The organism is Pseudoduganella aquatica, assembly GCF_020865585.1.
In the GTDB taxonomy this organism is placed as follows: domain Bacteria; phylum Pseudomonadota; class Gammaproteobacteria; order Burkholderiales; family Burkholderiaceae_D; genus Rugamonas; species Rugamonas aquatica_A.
The window spans coordinates 3,872,925-3,890,475 of sequence record NZ_CP086370.1 but is presented as its reverse complement, the minus strand read 5'-3'; the positions used below and the strand labels follow the sequence as shown (position 1 = coordinate 3,890,475).

General features: G+C 64.3%; 17 protein-coding genes. 12 read left to right on the top strand and 5 right to left on the bottom strand.

What is annotated here, in order from left to right; all coding sequences use genetic code 11:
- The first annotated feature begins 10 nt into the window (after nt 1–10).
- The 7 genes from KT882_RS17365 (at nt 11) to KT882_RS17335 (ending at nt 5,023) form a co-directional block, all read left to right on the top strand.
- Nucleotides 11–388: a PilZ domain-containing protein gene (locus KT882_RS17365; RefSeq protein WP_161071309.1), complete on the top strand. Its 378-nt coding sequence runs from the start codon at nt 11–13 to the stop codon at nt 386–388.
- A gap of 21 nt (nt 389–409) precedes the next feature.
- Nucleotides 410–925 carry a GNAT family N-acetyltransferase gene (locus tag KT882_RS17360; protein WP_228892724.1) on the top strand — a complete coding sequence of 172 codons (516 nt, stop codon included), beginning with the start codon at nt 410–412 and terminating at the stop codon, nt 923–925.
- A gap of 95 nt (nt 926–1,020) precedes the next feature.
- Nucleotides 1,021–2,145 carry a tetratricopeptide repeat protein gene (locus KT882_RS17355; protein WP_161071311.1) on the top strand — a complete coding sequence of 375 codons (1,125 nt, stop codon included), beginning with the start codon at nt 1,021–1,023 and terminating at the stop codon, nt 2,143–2,145.
- Nucleotides 2,146–2,183: 38 nt separating this feature from the next.
- Nucleotides 2,184–2,963: a TatD family hydrolase gene (locus KT882_RS17350; protein WP_228892721.1), complete on the top strand. Its 780-nt coding sequence runs from the start codon at nt 2,184–2,186 to the stop codon at nt 2,961–2,963.
- A 16-nt stretch (nt 2,964–2,979) separates the two neighbouring features.
- Nucleotides 2,980–3,642: an ankyrin repeat domain-containing protein gene (locus tag KT882_RS17345; protein WP_228892719.1), complete on the top strand. Its 663-nt coding sequence runs from the start codon at nt 2,980–2,982 to the stop codon at nt 3,640–3,642.
- An 82-nt stretch (nt 3,643–3,724) separates the two neighbouring features.
- Nucleotides 3,725–4,648, top strand: a complete 924-nt coding sequence (locus tag KT882_RS17340; protein ID WP_228892716.1) for a methyltransferase domain-containing protein — start codon at nt 3,725–3,727, stop codon at nt 4,646–4,648.
- 129 nt (nt 4,649–4,777) lie between these two features.
- Nucleotides 4,778–5,023: a hypothetical protein gene (locus KT882_RS17335; protein ID WP_161071315.1), complete on the top strand. Its 246-nt coding sequence runs from the start codon at nt 4,778–4,780 to the stop codon at nt 5,021–5,023.
- Between the two features lie 7 nt (nt 5,024–5,030).
- Here KT882_RS17335 and KT882_RS17330 read toward each other — a convergent pair whose 3' ends face one another.
- Complete coding sequence (locus KT882_RS17330; RefSeq protein WP_161071316.1) at nt 5,031–6,014, bottom strand: NAD(P)H-dependent flavin oxidoreductase; 984 nt, start codon at nt 6,012–6,014, stop codon at nt 5,031–5,033.
- Nucleotides 6,015–6,095: 81 nt separating this feature from the next.
- On the opposite strand from KT882_RS17330, the gene KT882_RS17325 reads away from it, so the two are divergent.
- Both KT882_RS17325 and KT882_RS17320 read left to right on the top strand, forming a co-directional pair.
- Nucleotides 6,096–6,737, top strand: a complete 642-nt coding sequence (locus KT882_RS17325) for a TetR/AcrR family transcriptional regulator (RefSeq protein WP_228892714.1) — start codon at nt 6,096–6,098, stop codon at nt 6,735–6,737.
- A gap of 133 nt (nt 6,738–6,870) precedes the next feature.
- Entirely contained in the window at nt 6,871–7,071 is a 201-nt protein-coding gene (locus tag KT882_RS17320; protein WP_161071318.1) for a hypothetical protein, read from the top strand.
- Here the strand turns inward: KT882_RS17320 and KT882_RS17315 are convergent.
- Nucleotides 7,068–8,174, bottom strand: coding sequence for a phospholipase A (locus tag KT882_RS17315; RefSeq protein WP_228892711.1), 1,107 nt, complete (start codon nt 8,172–8,174; stop codon nt 7,068–7,070). The genes KT882_RS17320 and KT882_RS17315 overlap by 4 nt on opposite strands.
- 170 nt (nt 8,175–8,344) lie before the next feature.
- Between KT882_RS17315 and fusA the strand changes: the two genes are divergently transcribed.
- The gene (fusA, locus tag KT882_RS17310) at nt 8,345–10,459 is read left to right on the top strand and encodes an elongation factor G (protein WP_161071320.1); all 2,115 of its coding nucleotides are present in this window, start codon (nt 8,345–8,347) and stop codon (nt 10,457–10,459) included.
- Nucleotides 10,460–10,483: 24 nt separating this feature from the next.
- Here the strand turns inward: fusA and KT882_RS17305 are convergent, their stop codons facing one another.
- Nucleotides 10,484–10,933, bottom strand: a complete 450-nt coding sequence (locus KT882_RS17305) for a hypothetical protein (protein ID WP_228892708.1) — start codon at nt 10,931–10,933, stop codon at nt 10,484–10,486.
- A 212-nt stretch (nt 10,934–11,145) separates the two neighbouring features.
- Between KT882_RS17305 and KT882_RS17300 the strand changes: the two genes are divergently transcribed.
- Both KT882_RS17300 and KT882_RS17295 read left to right on the top strand, forming a co-directional pair.
- Nucleotides 11,146–12,876, top strand: coding sequence for a methyl-accepting chemotaxis protein (locus KT882_RS17300; RefSeq protein WP_228892704.1), 1,731 nt, complete (start codon nt 11,146–11,148; stop codon nt 12,874–12,876).
- A gap of 157 nt (nt 12,877–13,033) precedes the next feature.
- Nucleotides 13,034–15,004, top strand: coding sequence for a family 43 glycosylhydrolase (locus KT882_RS17295; RefSeq protein ID WP_228892702.1), 1,971 nt, complete (start codon nt 13,034–13,036; stop codon nt 15,002–15,004).
- Between the two features lie 146 nt (nt 15,005–15,150).
- Here KT882_RS17295 and KT882_RS17290 read toward each other — a convergent pair whose 3' ends face one another.
- Nucleotides 15,151–16,530 (bottom strand): FGGY-family carbohydrate kinase, encoded by a 1,380-nt coding sequence (locus tag KT882_RS17290; RefSeq protein WP_228892700.1) that lies wholly within the window; start codon nt 16,528–16,530, stop codon nt 15,151–15,153.
- A complete protein-coding gene (locus KT882_RS17285) occupies nt 16,527–17,549 on the bottom strand; it encodes an ABC transporter permease (protein WP_228892699.1) in 1,023 nt (340 codons plus the stop codon). Before KT882_RS17285 ends, KT882_RS17290 begins: the two co-directional genes overlap by 4 nt.
- Nucleotides 17,550–17,551 lie beyond the last annotated feature (2 nt).

The window sequence follows — 17,551 nt, the reverse complement described above, 5'->3', positions numbered from 1 at the left end:
AGGAAACGAATTGACCGGCAGCACCATCGATCCCAATGCCGTACCGATAGCGCGGCCCACCGTGCTGTCGCTGGCGATTAAGGAAAAGGCCGCGCTCTACGCGGCCTACATGCCGTTCCTCAAACACGGCGGCATCTTCGTGCCGACCCAGAAGCCCCACAAAATCGGCGACGAGATCTACCTGATCCTGGCGCTGATGGACGACACCGCCAAATATCCGATCGCAGGCAAGGTCGCCTGGATCACGCCGCCCAGCGCCGCGCACAACAAGGCGCAAGGCATAGGCCTGCATTTCCCCGACGATGAATCCGGCCACCGCGTCCGTGCCCGCATCGAGGAAATCCTCGGCGCCGCGCTGCGTTCCTCGCGTGCCACGCACACCCTTTAACCACCTCCACGTTTTTAATACATGTCCTACCGCCACCGCATCGCCACGCTCAACGACCTGCCCACCATCGTCGCCATCTACAACAGCACCATCGCCTCGCGCGAAGTGACCGCCGACACCGAGCCGGTCTCGGTCGAGTCGCGCCTGGCCTGGTTCCATGAGCACACGCCAGAGCGCCGTCCGCTGTGGGTCATTGAAGGGGCGGACGACAATTCGGCAGCGCCCGCCATCCTGGGCTGGATTTCCTATTCCAACTTCTACGGCCGCCCCGCGTATTCGGGCACGGCTGAAGTGTCGATCTACATCTCAGAAGAAGCGCGCGGCAAGGGCATAGGCCGCTACGCGCTGCAGGAAGCCATCGATTTCGCGCCCAGCATCAATGTGCACACGCTGCTTGGCTTCATCTTCGGCCACAACCAGCCCAGCCTGGGCCTGTTCTCCCGCTTCGGCTTTGAAACCTGGGCCAATCTGCCCAAGGTTGCCAACCTGGACGGCATAGAGCGCGACCTCATCATCCTGGGCAAGCGCGTCGCCTAAACCTTCAACCTCCTTCGAAAGCTGCCATGCTGCGTAAAATCATCCTTGTTCTAGCCCTCGGAATTTGCGCAGCACAGCCGGCAAGGGCCGTGCTGATGGGCAGCGCCGAAAGCCAGAAGCTGGTGTCAGAAGGCCAGGCCCTGCAGGCCAACGGCCAGTTCAAGGAAGCGCTGGAAAAATACGAGGCGGCGCGCAAGCTTTCGCCGGACGCTTCCAGCCCGCTGTCCTCGGCGGCCTACCTGCTGCAGGCGCTGGCGGGCGGCATGCCCGCCGAGTCCGCCGCCAAGGTGCGGCAGCAAGCCGAAGCGCTGGCGCGCGCGGCGCTGAAACTGGCCGCCAACGACCCCATGGCCGCCGAAGTGCTGCGCATGCAGTCGGACCCGACGGTGGTTCCCGCCTACAAGCCCAGCGAAGCGGCGGGCCAGGCTTATGCCGAGGGCGAAGTGCTGTTCCATAAAGGACAGTACGAAGCGGCGCGCGTCAAATACCGCGAAGCGCAGCTGGCCGATCCCAAGTTCTCCAACGCCTGGCTGATGGAGGGCGACACCTATTTCGTCGAAAAAAACTGGCCCGCCGCCGAAATGCTGTTCCAGAAAGCGGCAGCGGTCGACCCGCAAAACGCCCAGGCCTGGCGCTTCCAGGCCGACGCGCTGATGCGTCTGGGCAACCGCGCCGGCGCCGAGGCCGCCGCGCTGAACGCCGTGGCGGCCCAGCCCGGACAGCAGCCAAGCTGGGAGCGGTTGGCCATGATCGCCGAGCTGGACAAGCAGCCTTACGCGCGCCTGCGCCTGGAACGCAAGGCCTCGGTGTCCTTCGACGCCAAGTCCGGCAAGTCCACCGTGCAGATGGACGGCGAGTTCAAGGACGCCAAGGCCGAGGCCAACACCGACTACGCAATGTGGCTGACCTACGCCGTCGCCCAGGTGAACGCCCGCGCGGCCGCCGAAAAGGACGGCCGCAAGCTCTCGCCGTTCGCGCAGGAGCTGGCCGGCTGGACCACCGCCCTCAAGGTGGCCGACGAGCTGGTGCAGGCCGGCGGCCCCGCGCCGGTGACGCCCGCGCTGCAGGCGCTGCGCAAGCTGGCCGCGCCGGAACAGCTGGAGGCCGCCGTGCTGCTGCTGATGTACCGCGAAGCCTACCGCCCCGAGTTCGAGGCGTGGAAGCAAGCGCACCCCAACGGCATCAAGGCCTTCCTGGCGGCGAACCGGCTGATACCCTAGCCGTGGCGGCCTCGCCGCCGCTCGCGTACAATCACGGCATGTTTATCGATTCCCACTGCCACATCAATTTCCCCGAGCTGGCTGCTCGCATGCCCGAGATACTCGGCAAAATGGCCGAGAACAAGGTCACCCACGCGCTTTGCGTGTCGGTCGACCTGCCGGACTTCCCGCAAGTCCTGGCGCTGGCCGAACAATATCCGCACATCTACGCCTCGGTTGGCGTGCATCCCGACTATGAAGACACGCCGGAGCCCAGCGTCGAACAGCTGGTGCAGCTGGCCGACAACCCGCGCATCATCGCCATCGGCGAGACCGGGCTGGACTACTACCGCCTGGAAGGCGACCTGGAGTGGCAGCGCGAGCGCTTCCGCACCCATATCAGAGCTTCAAGAATCACGCGCAAGCCCTTGATTATCCACACAAGAGCCGCCAGCGCCGACACCATCCGCATCATGCAGGAAGAGGGCGCGGGCACCGACCAGGGCGGCGTGGCGGGCGTGATGCACTGCTTCACCGAATCGCTGGAAGTGGCGCGCGCGGCCATGGACATGGGCTTCTACATCTCCTTCTCCGGCATCGTCACTTTCAAGAGCGCCAAGGATTTGCAGGCCGTGGCCATGGAAGTGCCGCTGAAACAGATGCTGATCGAAACCGACTCGCCCTACCTGGCCCCCATGCCGCACCGGGGCAAGATGAACGAGCCCGGCTTTGTTGCCCACGTGGCTGAATACATCGCCAAGCTCAAGGGCGTGTCCGTGGAGCAGGTGGCGCAGCAGACCAGCGACAACTTCTTCAAATTATTCAACGTGGTACGTTAATCTTCTCAGGTAATACATGACCATCAAACGCCGGCTGCTGCTGTCCGCCATCGCCCTGATGCTGACCGTTCCGGCGTTTGCCGAAACCGAAGACCAGGTCGACTTCTTCCGCGCCGCCCAGGTGGACAACGTCATCGTCGTGCGCGACGTGCTCAAGCGCGGCCTGGACCCCAACCTGCACGAGCCGGAACGCGGCGAAACCGGCCTCATCGTCGCCATGCGGCACGACGCCAACCGCGTCTTCGCCATCCTGCTGCAGCATCCCAGGATCGACCTCGAAGCGCAGTCCGCCAACGGGAGCACGGCGCTGATGATGGCCGCCTTCAAGCACAACAAGGCAGCGGTGGCCGCCATGATCGCCAAGGGCGCGCAAGTGAACCGCAAAGGCTGGACGCCGCTGCACTTCGCGGCGGCGGCGGGCGACCTCGACATCATGAACATGCTGCTCGAGCACCACGCCTACATCGACGCCGGCTCGCCCAGCGGCCTCACGCCGCTGATGCTGGCCGCGCGCGAAGGCATGGAAGACGCCGTCAAGTTGCTGCTGGAGCAGGGCGCCGACGCCACGCTGAAGGACGGCGCTTACCGCGTGGACGCCGCCGAGTTCGCTACCCGCGCCGAAAAGCCCTGGATCGCCAAGGCCATCAAAGCCCATCTCGCCATGAAAACGGCAAAGTAGACGGTTTTTCCGGCGCAACTCGCCGCTTAGCTTTGCGCCTGCCGCAAAGATAATGGCTACGTTGCGCTAACAAGGAAAAACCATGCTGAACGAACGTGAAATAGAGAGCTGCTATCTCGGACAATTTATCCCTGTCCACTACCATCACAATATGCTGATGGACCAGAACCGCATGCACAGCTTCAAATCCGCCATAGCCTACGCGGTGAAGCCGGGCATGAAAGTGCTGGAACTGGGAGGCGGCACCGGCGTGCTTTCCTTCTTTGCGGCGGCCAAGGCCAGCAAAGTGTATTGCGTCGAATTCAACCCGGACATGGTCAAGGAAGCGCGCAAATTCCTCGCCATCAACCCGAACGGCGAGAAGGTTGAAGTCATCCACGCGGACGCCTTCGAATACTTGCCGCCCGAGCCGGTGGACGTCGTGATCTGCGAAATGATCCACGTCGGCATGCTGCGTGAAAAGCAGGTGGAAGTGATCGAATCGTTCAAGCGCCGCTACCTCGAGCGCTTCGGCGGCCCGCTGCCGGTGTTCATGCCCGAAGCGGTCATCATGGCGGTCCAGCCGCTGCAGCAGGAATACGACTTTGAAGGCTTCTTCGCCCCCATCGTGCAATTCCAGGAAACCCAGGTCATCTACGCCGGCACCGTGGAAATGGCGCAGCCCGCCGTGTACAGCGTGCTCGACTTCACCCAGCCCAACGACATGATGATAGGCTGGCAAGGCAAGTTCGTGGTCGAGCGCAGCGGCTGCGTGAACGCCATGCGCTTCGTCACCAAGAACATCCTCTCCGTGGTCCAGGAGCGCAACAGCACGATAGACTGGCTGAACCACTACATGACGCTGCCGCTGGCCAAGCCGGTGCAGGCCAAAGAAGGCGACGTGCTGGAAGTGAGCTTCCAATACCGCGCCGGCGGCTCGCTGCCCTCGCTGCAAGCATCGCTGCGCTGCGAAGTCCTGTACGAATCCGCCCTCCAGCCCCACCACTACGCGCCTGCCTACGCCTGAAACTCGTTGATCAACCCCGGGGTCAGTTCTGTCATTGCGTCAAAATGACGTGATGACAGAACTGACCCCGACGTGACCCCGACGTTGGGATGGCTGTATACTCGGGGTTTTAATTAAAGCGTATTTGCTATGGAACAAGAAGATCGCCGCTACATCATCCAGCAGAAGAAGATCGCCGACGGCGACAAGCCGCCTGTGTTTGCGAAGGTGATGCGCAGCAAGGAAGGCGTGTTCGAAGGGGTGTCCTTCATTAAGTCGAAGGAGAAGGCCACCATCCTGACCGTGCCGGAAGCCGAGCAGGCTATCGCCTGGGCTCAGAAGAAGAAGCCGAACGCAAAAGAGTACGAAACCAAGATCATTTGCGTCGGCCAGTAGGCTACTATTAAGCGGCGCGCAGGTCCAGCAGGCGGGCGCGGGCGCTGTCGTATTCCGCTGTCAGGCGGCGGACCAGCTCGGCCACCGTCGGCGCGTCTTCCATCAGGCCCACGCCCTGGCCAGCGCCCCAGATGTCGCGCCAGGCTTTGGCTTTGGCGGTGCTGCCGGAGCCGAAGTCCATGGCCGTTTTGTCGGCCTCGGGCAGCGCGTCCGGGTCCAGTCCGGCCGCCACGATGGATTTCTTCAGGTAGTTGCCGTGCACGCCGGTGAACAGGTTGGTGTAGACAATGTCCGCCGCCGTCGATTCGATAATGGCCTGGCGGTAGCCGTCGTCCACATTCGCTTCCTCCGTGGCCAGCCAGCGCGAGCCGATGTAGGCGAAGTCCGCTCCCATGGCTTGCGCCGCCAGAATGGCGTCGCCCGTGGCGATCGAGCCGGACAGGGCGATCGGACCCTTGAAGAATTTCCGCACTTCCCCCACCAGCGCAAACGGCGACAGCGTGCCCGCATGGCCGCCGGCGCCGCTCGCCACCAGGATCAGGCCGTCCACGCCCGCTTCCAGCGCCTTCTTCGCATGGCGGATCGACACCACGTCGTGCAGCACGATGCCGCCGTAGCTGTGGATGGCGTCCAGCATCTCTTTCGGCGGCGCGCGCAGCGAGGAAATAATGATGGGCACCTGGTGCTTGACGCACATCTCCACGTCATGCGCCAGGCGGGTGTTGGACTGGTGCACGATCTGGTTGACGGCGATGGGGCCGACTATCGCGTCCGGGTTGGCTTCCTGGTAGGCGGCCAGTTCGGCTTTCAAGTCCGTCAGCCAGGTGTCCAGCAGCTCGGCCGGGCGCGCGTTCAGCGCCGGGAAGGAGCCGACGATGCCGGCTTTGCACTGCGCGGCCACCAGCTTGGGGCCGCTGGCGATGAACAGCGGCGAGCCGATCACGGGCAGGGCCAGTTTGCGCAGTACCTCTGGGATGTGATTCGATGTCATGATATGCTCCTCCGGTTAGGTCTGATACGATGTTATCAGAAAAAACGCTGTTTTTTCCACTGAATTTTAGAGCATGACTTCATGACAAAAGCCAAAGTTGTCGATTTTCGCCAGGAACAGGAAGATTTGCGGGGGGCGCTGCGCCAGGGCATGCTGGACGCCGCCAGCCGTTTGCTGGTGGAGGAGGGGCCGGCCGCGCTCACCGTGCGCAAGGTGGCCGAGGCCGTCAATTGTTCGACCACGCTGCTGTATTCCATCTTCGGCGGCAAGGACGGACTCAGCAATGCGCTCTACCTGGAGGGCTGCGAACGCCTGAAGCGCGACTTTGAGGCCACCGAGGCGGAACTGGCCAAAGTGGATGCCGAACAGGGCGTGTGGCTGTGCGCACGCGCCTACCTGGACTTCTCGCGCCGCAATCCCAGCTACTACCTGGTGATGTTCGGCGACGCCATTGCCGGCTTTATCCCGCCGCTGGAGTCGCGCGTGTCGGCCTGGGGCACGTTCACGCCGCTGATACGCCAGTTCGAGCGCTGCATGGAGCAGGGATTGCTGCCGAAATCCAGTCCGACGGCGGCCGCGCGCCTGCTGTGGGCCGCGCTGCACGGCATCGCCAGCCTGGAATTGAAGGGTTTTTACCTGAAAAAGGAGCACCCGGACGAGCTGTTCAAGGCGGCCGTGCGCGCCATCCTGCTGTCGCTCAAGATGCCGGACGAATTGGGCTGACCGCCGGCGCGCCGTTCAGCCCCGGATTTCCACAATTGGTCGGTCCATGCTGCAGCTTGTCGCATGGACATAATTGGCGCGCCCAGTTAGGTTACATTAACGTTGTCGAAAACGTACCTCCCTGGAGCGCATCATGCTGAGTTTTATGCTGTGGCTGGTTCTGCTGTTTCTGTGTTGGCCGCTGGCCTTGCTGGCTTTGCTGCTCTATCCGCTGGTCTGGCTGCTGCTGTTGCCGTTCCGCCTGATCGGCATCGGCGTGGATGCGGTGTTCGGCCTGCTGCGCGCCATCGTCATGCTGCCTGCGCGCGTGCTGCGCGGCTCTCCCGGCCGCTAGAACTCCACCAGCACGCCTGCGCCCACGGATTTCTGGGCATAGTTGTAGTCGATCAGGCTCTGGCCATAGCCGGTGCTGCCTTGCAGATAGCCTTTCAGATTGTCGCGCAGCGGGAAGTGCCAGCCCAGCTGCAGGAAACCGTGATTGGTACTCAGGTTGCGCCGCGCCAGCAGCGCGTACTCGTGGCCGGCATTGCGGTAGGCCAGGCGCAGGTCGCCCCGCCCCATGAAGTCGCTGATGTCGATGTTGTCGTTGTCCGACTTGGCGTTGTCCAGCCGCTGCCACACGCGCAGGGTGGCGCTGAAATGCGGCCCCCATTCCCCGCCCACCTCGGCGTACAGCCGGTTCCAACTGCGCGACAGCGTCGACGTCTGGCCGTTGGACTGGTGCACCATGCCGAAATTCACATAGCGCAGCCGCGTCTCGCCGATGCCGGCGTTCAGCGGCGCCACCGCCATCAGCTCAGGCTGGTAGTTGGTTTCGCGGAAGGGGCTGGATGCCGAGCGGTTGTAGGCCTGCCAGAAGCTCTGCTGCGTGTAGGCGAACCACAGGTCGAAGGGGCTGGCGGCGATACTTTCCATCATCTTCATCTTGAAGCTGAGCTGGTAGCTCAGTTCCACGTGCTTGCTTTTCAGGCCGGCCGGCGTAAATTCCTTGAACGGCCCGTCATTGGTGCCGTTGCTGTAGTTGGCCAGCAGCAGATAGGTGTCGCGGTGCGGGCTGAAGGAGAACACGCCGCGCTTGGACGGCTGGTCCAGCTCCCACTTCTGCACCATGCGCGACAATGGCGGCTCCGGGACGGCGGCGGCCACCGCCGCCATGGCCGTGGATGCCGCCTCGGCTTTCGCCGCCGCGACGGCGGGCGCGATCACCGCCGCCGGTTCGGTAGCGGCCGCCGCACCGGCGGCGGGCGGCGGGGACGCCAGCGGGCCTTTCTTGGCCAGCGCGTCATAGCAGCTCAGGCGCATGCTGGGATCGCCCAGCACCGAGCAGCGCTGCAGCAGTACTTCGATTTCGGACGCGTCCTGGGCCAGGGCGGCCACTGGGGCCAGCGCGGCGAAGGCGATCAGGGATTGCATGGCCAGCGGGGTTTTGATCTTCATGGGTTGATGGGCTTAATATATTTATGGGCAGTCTATATTGATTGTTGGCAAATGCCGCGCACTTTTGCCAGCACGCACTTGAATTTGGCCAAGCACGCCATACTTCAGTGATCCATTACTGATAGAATCAACGACGACCCGCAGCCGGGCCTCGTTTCAAGGAGATTGTGATGACCCGCAAGACACCTATCGAGCGTTACCGCAATATCGGCATCAGCGCTCACATCGACGCCGGTAAAACCACGACCACCGAGCGCATCCTGTTCTACACCGGCGTCAATCACAAAATCGGCGAGGTGCACAACGGCGCTGCCACCATGGACTGGATGGAGCAGGAGCAGGAGCGCGGCATTACCATTACCTCGGCCGCCACCACTGCCTTCTGGAAGGGCATGGCGGGCAATTTCCCCGAGCACCGCATCAACATTATCGACACCCCCGGCCACGTGGACTTCACCATCGAGGTGGAGCGGTCCATGCGCGTGCTGGACGGCGCCGTCATGGTGTACGACTCGGTGGGCGGTGTGCAGCCGCAGTCCGAGACCGTCTGGCGCCAGGCGAACAAGTACAAGGTGCCGCGCATTGCCTTCATCAACAAGATGGACCGCGTGGGCGCGGACTTCTTCCGCGTGCAGCAGCAGATCAAGGACCGCTTGAAAGGCACCGCCGTGCCCATCCAGATTCCGCTCGGCGCCGAGGACAATTTCCACGGCGTGGTGGACCTGGTGAAGATGCGCGCCATTAACTGGGACGACGCCAGCCTGGGCGTGAAGTTCACCTACGAGGACATTCCCGCCGACTTGAAAGAGCTGGCGCAGAAGTGGCACGACCATATGGTGGAGGCGGCCGCCGAAGGCTCGCCCGAGCTGCTGGAAAAATACCTGGACGGCGGCGTGCTGACCGAGGCCGAGATCAAGCAGGGCCTGCGCGACCGCACCATCCGCAACGAGATTGTGCCCATGCTGGCGGGCAGCGCCTTCAAGAACCGGGGCGTGCAAGCCATGCTGGACGCGGTGATCGAGTATTTGCCTTCGCCTCTGGACGTGCCGGCCATCTCGGGCCACGACGAGCAGGACAACCCGATCGAGCGCCATCCGGCGGACGACGAGCCCTTCTCCGCGCTCGCCTTCAAGATCATGACCGACCCCTTCGTGGGTCAGCTGACCTTCTTCCGCGTGTATTCCGGCGTTGTGAATTCGGGCGACACGGTGTACAACCCGACCAAGAGCCAGAAGGAGCGCCTGGGCCGCATCCTGCAGATGCACGCCAATGAGCGCAAGGAGATCAAGGAAGTGTACGCCGGCGATATCGCTGCGGCGGTGGGCCTGAAGGCCGTCACCACCGGCGACACACTGAGCAATCCGGACCACGTGATCGTGCTGGAGAAAATGATCTTCCCCGAGCCGGTGATTTCGCAGGCGGTGGAACCGAAGACCAAGGCCGACCAGGAGAAGATGGGCATCGCCCTGAACCGCCTGGCGCAGGAAGATCCGTCGTTCAAGGTGCATACCGACCAGGAATCGGGCCAGACCATCATGTCCGGCATGGGCGAGCTGCACCTGGAGATCCTGGTGGACCGCATGCGGCGCGAGTTCGGCGTGGAGGCGACCGTGGGCAAGCCGCAAGTGGCTTACCGCGAAACCATCACCAAGAAGGCGACCGACGTGGAAGGCAAGTTCGTCAAGCAGTCCGGCGGACGGGGGCAGTACGGCCATGCGGTGCTGACGGTGGAGCCGTCCGGCGCCGGCAAGGGCTTTGAGTTCGTGGACGCCATCAAGGGCGGCGTGATTCCGCGCGAATTCATTCCGGCGGTGGAGAAGGGCATCCAGGAGACGCTGCAGAACGGCGTGCTGGCGGGCTATCCGGTGGTGGACGTGAAGGTCACGCTTACCTTCGGCTCCTACCACGACGTGGACTCGAACGAGAACGCCTTCCGCATGGCCGGCTCGATGGCCTTCAAGGAAGGCATGCGGCGCGCGTCGCCGGTGCTGCTGGAGCCGATGATGCACGTGGAAGTGGAAACGCCGGAGGAGTTCATGGGCAACGCCATGGGCGACCTCACGTCGCGGCGCGGCATGGTGCAGGGCATGGACGAGATCCCCGGCGGCGGCGGGAAGATCATCCGCGCGTCTGTGCCGCTGGCCGAGATGTTCGGCTACTCCACCACGCTACGTTCGCTCACGCAGGGCCGGGCCACGTACACCATGGAGTTCAAGCACTACGCCGAAGTGCCCAAGCATATCCTTGACCAGATCGCGGTCTCGGCCAAGGGCAAGGCCAACTAAGGCGCACTTAGGCGCCAGGCAGTCCTAGTCGGTCAGCTTGAATTTGAGCTGCACCGACAGGGCGCCGTACAGCCTGTCCTTGTAGCGCGGGATCACGGCGATATTGGCGCCCACGCGCTGGTATTCAAAACTCATCACCGGAATGGCGGCCAGGAACCAGCCGCCGTCGCGCATTTTCGGGTAACCGTTAAAGCCGCCCACCACTGCACCGAAACGCACCGGGCCGATGGCGAAGGGCTGGTAGTACACGCCGGCATAGTTGGAGTATTTGCGGTCGCTATTGTAGAAGCGGCCGACGGTGGCGGCGGCGACTGTGGAGAAGCGGTATTCCGCGCCGATGCCGGGATTGCGTTCGTTCAGATTGCGCTCGCGGTCGAAATGGTAGGAATAGAACCCGGGGTTGATCCACAGCTCGCTCAGCGGCTTGTCCTCGACCAATTCAAAGGGGTTCGCATCGCCCGCAGTGGCTGGCATGGAAAAAGCCGCTATCGATGCAAAGGCGAGGCAAGCCGCAACATGATGTGTCATCCCAACAGTCCTTGATAAAAGCCGTAGCGGCGGTCCGGGCATTATAGCCAAGAGTGGACACGGTTCGTTACAATTGAGTCTGAAATTACTTTCCTTGTAACAAGATAGTCATTTTTGATAACTATCGCCCGTATCAATCCACTCTGAGAAGAAACACCATGACCATTACCAAACGCCTCATGCTGACCCTGTCCGTGGCGCTGCTAGCGCTGCTCTTTGTCGGCATCAGCGGCGTAGTGCAGCTGCAGCGCGCCCAGGCCCGCCTGGACACCGTGCAGACTTCGCTCATCCCGAGCATCGCCGGCCTGAACATGGCAAAGAACGCGGTGTCCGACAGCCGCCTGGCAGGCTACCGCCTGTCGGTCTTCTCCGCGCCGGCGCCAGCCGAGTGCCCAGACCCATGCAAGATGCCGGACCGCGCCTCCCTGGTCAAAGCCTACAACGACGCCCACGGCAAGTTCGACGAGATCCTGGCCAAGTACGAAAAAGAAAACGCCACCGACAACACCGACCGCAAAATGGTGGAAGCGGACCGCGAAGCTATGGCTACCTACCGCAAGGCGCTGGTGCCCTTCCTGGAAGCTTCCTACGCAGGCAATATGGACGGCGTGCGCGCCACGCTGGTGGGCGGTTCGCCGCTGGCGGTTGGCGCGGCCGGCGTGAAGAAGGCGCTGGACGACCATATCGCCTACAACAACACCCTGATCGACAAGGTGCGCGAGGAATCGATCGCCGCCTACAAATTCGCCTTCAACCTGCTGGTGGGCGTGATCGTCGCGGCCCTGGTGGTCACCGCCTTGCTGGGCTTCCAGCTGTATAGCACCATCAGCGGCAGCCTGAGCAACATCCAGGGCACGCTGGAAAGCGTGAGCCAGTCGCTGGACCTGACGCAGCAAGTGCGCGTCGAGCGCATGGACGAAGTGGGCCACACCGCCGTTGCCTTCAACAAGCTGCTGAGCGATATCGGCGGCGTGGTCGGCAAGGTGCGCAACGCCACCGAAACCGTCAGCTCGGCCTCGCAGCAGATCGCGGCCGGCACCGGCGACCTATCCTCGCGCACCGCCTCGCAGGCGGCGGCGCTGGAGCAGACCGCGTCCAGCATGGAAGAACTGAGCTCCACCGTGGGCCAGAACGCGGACAACGCGCGCCAGGCCAACCAGCTGGCGCGTTCCGCGTCCGACGTGGCGGTGCAGGGCGGCAGCGTGGTGGAGCAGGTGACCATGACCATGTCCTCGATTAACGACTCGTCGCGCAAGATCGTCGACATCATCAGCGTCATCGACGGCATCGCCTTCCAGACCAACATCCTGGCGCTGAACGCGGCAGTGGAAGCGGCGCGCGCCGGTGAACAGGGCCGCGGCTTCGCCGTGGTGGCCACCGAAGTGCGCAACCTGGCACAGCGCTCGGCCGCTGCGGCCAAGGAAATCAAGGTGCTGATCGAAGACTCCGTGGACAAGGTAGGCTCCGGCACCAAGCTGGTGGAGCAGGCCGGCGCCACCATGAGCGAAGTGGTGACCAGCGTGCGCCAGGTGACCGACATCGTCGCCGCCATCAGCGCCGCAACCGACGAGCAGAACGCCGGCATCGCCCAGGTGCACCAAGCCATTACGCAGATGGATCAGGTCACGCAGGAAAACGCGTCGCTGGTGGAAGAAACCGCCGCCGCCGCCCAGCTGCTGCGCGACCAGGCTGAGGAGCTGTCCCAAGCGGTAGCCGCCTTCACCATCAGCGGCGGCCAGACGGCCAAGCCCGCCGCCCGCCGCAGCGCCAGCGTTGCGCCTATCGCCAGCGCCGCGCCGCGCGCGCCCGCGGCGCCCGCAGCGAAGCGTGCCGCGCCGGCCAAACTGGCCAACGCCAAACCGGCCAGCAGCGACTGGGAAGAATTCTAAGCATTCCCCCGCTCATAGCGCCCCTGAAACCGTGCCAGTGATGGCGCGGTTTTTTTACGCCGATCATCATGGTGATTCTTTGGCTCCGCGAGAAAATATGGCCCGGCGCTCCCCTAGAATGTGACGGTAAACCGTCCATTCAATCAATCAAAAACCGATGACATACAGACTAAGCCTCATCGCCGCCGCCGTGCTGGCGGCCCTGTCCTCGCCGGCATTCGCTGCCCAGGCCACGGAGGCGGGCGAGCCCGCATTTGCCAACCCGCTGGTGCGCCAGCGGGCCGACCCCCACGTCACGCTGCACAGCGACGGCTACTACTATTTCACGGCCACCGTGCCGGAGTACGACCGTATCGAACTGCGCCGCGCGCGCACGCTGGGCGAGCTGGGTACTGCGCAGGCGCAGACGGCCTGGCGCAAGCACGCCAGCGGGCCGATGAGCTATCACATCTGGGCGCCCGAGCTGCACCACATCAACGGCAAGTGGTACATCTACTTCACCGCGGGGCGCGCGGACGCGCACTGGGAAATCCGCCTCTACGTGCTGGAAAACAGCGCCGCCAACCCGCTGGAAGGCGAGTGGGTGGAGCGCGGCCAGCTGAAAACCGGTTGGGAAAGCTTCGCGCTGGACGCCACCACCTTCGCGCTGGGCAGCAAGCGCTACCTGGCCTGGACCCAGCGCGGCACCGGGGAAGGCTACAAGGGCACCAATATCTACCTGGCCGAAATGGACACGCCGCTGTCCATCAAAGGCCCGGCCACCATGCTTTCCCGCCCCGAATACGCGTGGGAAAAGGTCAAGTACGACGTCAACGAAGCCCCGTCGGCGCTGGTGCGCAATGGCCGCGTGTTCCTGACCTACTCGGCCAGCGCCACCGACGCCAACTACGCCATGGGGCTGCTCACGGCGCCCGCCGGCGCCAACCTGCTGGACGCCGCGTCCTGGCGCAAATCCGCCGAGCCGGTATTCAGGAGCGCCAACGGCCAGTACGGCCCCGGCCACAACTCTTTCACCACCACGCCCGACGGCAAGGCCGACGTGCTGGTCTACCACGCGCGCGATTACCGCGACATCCAGGGCGACCCGCTGCGCGATCCCAACCGCCACACCCGCGCCCAAGTGCTTCTCTGGCGCGCCGACGGCACGCCGGACTTCGGTGTACCCGTTGCGGACAAAGGCAAAGTGGCGGCCAAGCCGCTGTTCCGCGACCCCGTGGAAGACGGCGCGGCAGATCCGGTGGTGATCTGGAACCCGGCGCGCGGCAAATGGTGGATGTACTACACCAACCGCCGCGCCAAGTCCGCCGGCCTGCCCAATATCGCCTGGGTGCACGGCACCCGCATCGGCATCGCTGAATCAGATGACGCGGGCGCCACCTGGACTTATGCAGGGCTGGCCGACATCGAGCTGCCGAAGGAGTGGGGCGGTGCGGACGCAACCCACTGGGCGCCCGAGATCGTGCGCGGCGACGACGGCACCTACCATATGTATCTCACCGTGGTGCCCGGCGTCTTCACCGACTGGAAGCACCCGCGCCACATGGTGCACCTGACCAGCAGCGACATGCGCAGCTGGCGCAAAGCGGAAATGATCAAGCTGGCCTCCGAGAGCATCATCGACGCCTGCGTGGCGCGCCTGCCGGGCGGCGGGTGGCGCATGTGGTACAACAACGAAGCCGACAAGAAATCCATCTACTACGCCGACAGTGCGGACCTCGTGCATTGGACCGACCGTGGCCGCACCGTCAGCGACCAGGCTGGCGAAGGGCCGAAGGTATTCCAGTGGAAGGGCTCGTGGTGGATGATCACCGACGTCTGGCGCGGCCTGGCCGTGTACCGGTCGGACGACGCAGTGAAGTGGGTGCGGCAGGCGGACAACCTGCTGCAGGGCGCAGGGCAGGGCGCGGACGACCAGGTGCAGGGCGGGCATGCCGACGTGGTGGTCAGCGACGGCCGCGCCTACCTGTTCTACTTCACCCATCCGGGCCGCCGGGGCACGGACGCCAAGCTGGACGGTCCGGAACAGCGGCGCAGTTCGATACAGGTGGTGGAATTGCAGGAATACGCCGGCGTCCTGCGCGTCGAGCGCGACCAGCCCACTAATATTCTGCTCAAACCCGTCAAATAAGGGTTGCGGCGGCTCCGGCGGGTTACGCGGCTGCGCCGCTAACCCGCCCTACGGGTTCACGAGTCAACGTGTATCAAGGCGTAGGGCGGGTTAGCGCGGCGCAGCCGCGCGTAACCCGCCATGTATGCAATGCGGCGCTGCCGGAATCAAAGCGCCGCGAGCCAGCGCTCGCGGTATGCAGCCCAGCCATTCAATGCCAGGCCCGCCGCCGCGCCGGGGTCAGCGCCGGGGTCAGTTCTCGCATCCTGGCATTTCTCCACCCAATTTGCCAGCATCCAGGCGCCGCAGGTGGTGCCGCTGGCGTCGTCCGAGCAGTTGACGGCTTGCGCCGGACGCAGCGCGGCCAGCAGGGGGGCGAAGTGCGGATTGCCGGTATAGCTGCCTTCCACCACGATCGCGCCGCTTGCCGCGTTCAGCGCCGACAAACAGTAATCGCTCATCAGCACGCAGTACAGCGTGGCCAGCGCATAGCGCTCCTGCGCAGTTTGCGGTGCAGGACCGGTGATTTCTCCGGCGCGTCCGCCAAACGGCCCGCCTGCGGAGGCGAAGCAGGGCAGCGCCAGCGTGCCCTGATCGATCAGCCGCTGCAAATCCTCCACGCTGCACGTCTCAGGCGCAGCGCCGGCCAGCTCGCCGAACTCCCGCCCGCCCATAAAGCGCATGCACGCCACCGGCTCGCCCAGCGCATTGCTGTTCGCCAGCATGTCCGCTTCCTCGCGCAAGCCGTCCAGCGGCATGCCGATGGCGGCGGCGATTACCCAGGTGCCGGTGGACAGCACGGCGCGCGGGCCGTCGCCGTTCAAGTGCCGCAGCAGCGAGGCATTGCTGTCGTGGATGCCGCAGATAACCTGGCAATCCCACGGCAAACCCGTCAGCTCGGCCAGGTCCGGCTTCAGCGCGCCCAGCGGCGCCCACGCCGGCTGCATGGCGGGGAACAGGCCGCTCCAGCCCATGCGCTCGACCAGCGAGGAGTACTGCTGCCGCGCCGGCTGCCACAAATCGGTATGGCAGCCCAGCGACGTGACTTCGCTGGCGGCTACGCCGCTCAGGCGCCAGGCCCAGTACTGCGGATACATCAGGATATTCTGCGCGCGCGCGAACTGCTCGGGGAAGGCCTGCGCCTGCCACGCCAGCTGGCGCCCCAGGTTCAGTCCCGCCGGCAGCAGCGGCGAGTAGCTGGACGAATAGGCCGGCCGCAGTGCGCCATATGCCTCCTCCTGCTCGGGCGGCAGCTCGAACTCGTAGTCCAGCACAGGCAGCACCAGGCCGTGATCGTCGACCAGCGCAGCCGTGGCGCCGTGCGTTACCGGCACAATTGCGGTCACGTGCGCCAGCTGCGCAAAGGCGCGCATGGTGTCGAGCATCCAGCCCCAGATCCGTTCAGTGTCGTGATGCGGATAAAGCCCGTCGTTGACGATGGCGTTCGGGCTGCGCTGTTCGGCCAGTGTACCGCCCTCGCTGTCCAGGAGCGCGAGCTTGACATTGGTCTTGCCGATATCGAGAACGATGGTCGCGTTGCCCTTCATTTGGCCACCTTGCGGCCGCGCAGCAGGCGTGGCAGCGCAATCGTCACCAGCAGCAGCACGCCAACCACGATGGTCATGTAGATGCCGGGGATGTTTGCCAGCGACAGGCCATACGTCACGGTGCCCAGCGTGAGCACCGCCAGCAGCACGCCGCCTATGGTGCCCGCGCCGCCCGCGATGCTGACGCCGCCCAGGATCACCATGGTGATCACTTCCAGTTCCCAGCCCATGGCGATATTCGGACGGGTGCTGCCGATGCGGCCGGTGAGCAGATACGCGGCCAGGCCGGCCATGGCGCCCGCCACCATGAACAGCACCAGGCGGTAGCGCTCGACCGGAATGCCGGAGAAGCGCGCCGCGATCGGGTTGTTGCCGATGGCGTAGATGCGGCGGCCCCAGCTCGTTGCGTGCAGCACCACCGCGAAGATGGCGGCAAACACCAGCAGCACCACGAACTCGCGCGGAATCAGGTCGAAGAAATAGCCCTGCCCCCAGTCCATCATCAGCTGCGGATAGCCGGTGTAAGCCTGGTCGCCCAGCACCACGCTGGCCAGGCCACGGAACAGCGACACCGTGCCGATGGTGACCACGATGGAAGGCAGCGCCCAGCGCGTCACCAGCCAACCGTTAAGCCAGCCGCATGCCGTGCCGGTGGCCAGCGCCACGAACAGCAGGCTTTCCGGCGGCAGGCCGATGGACTTGGCGTAGCCCATCGCCACCGACGACAGCGCCAGCGTACCGGCCACCGAAATATCGATCTCGCGGCAAATGATGAGCAGCGCCATCGGCAGCGCGATCAGCGCTTTTTCGCTGAAGTTGAACGTGCCGTCGGCCAGGTTGTTCAGGTCCAGGAAGTTCGGCAGCAGAATACCGCAGACGATGAAGGCAGCCAGCAGCAGCAAGGCCAGCAGGCTTTCCCAGCGGCCCAGCGCCGCGCCCAGGCGGAAGCCCGGACGGTCCTGGATAACGTAGCGCGACGTGCTTGCCGCCGGTGCGGCGGCTTGTGTCGAGGTTGGCATAG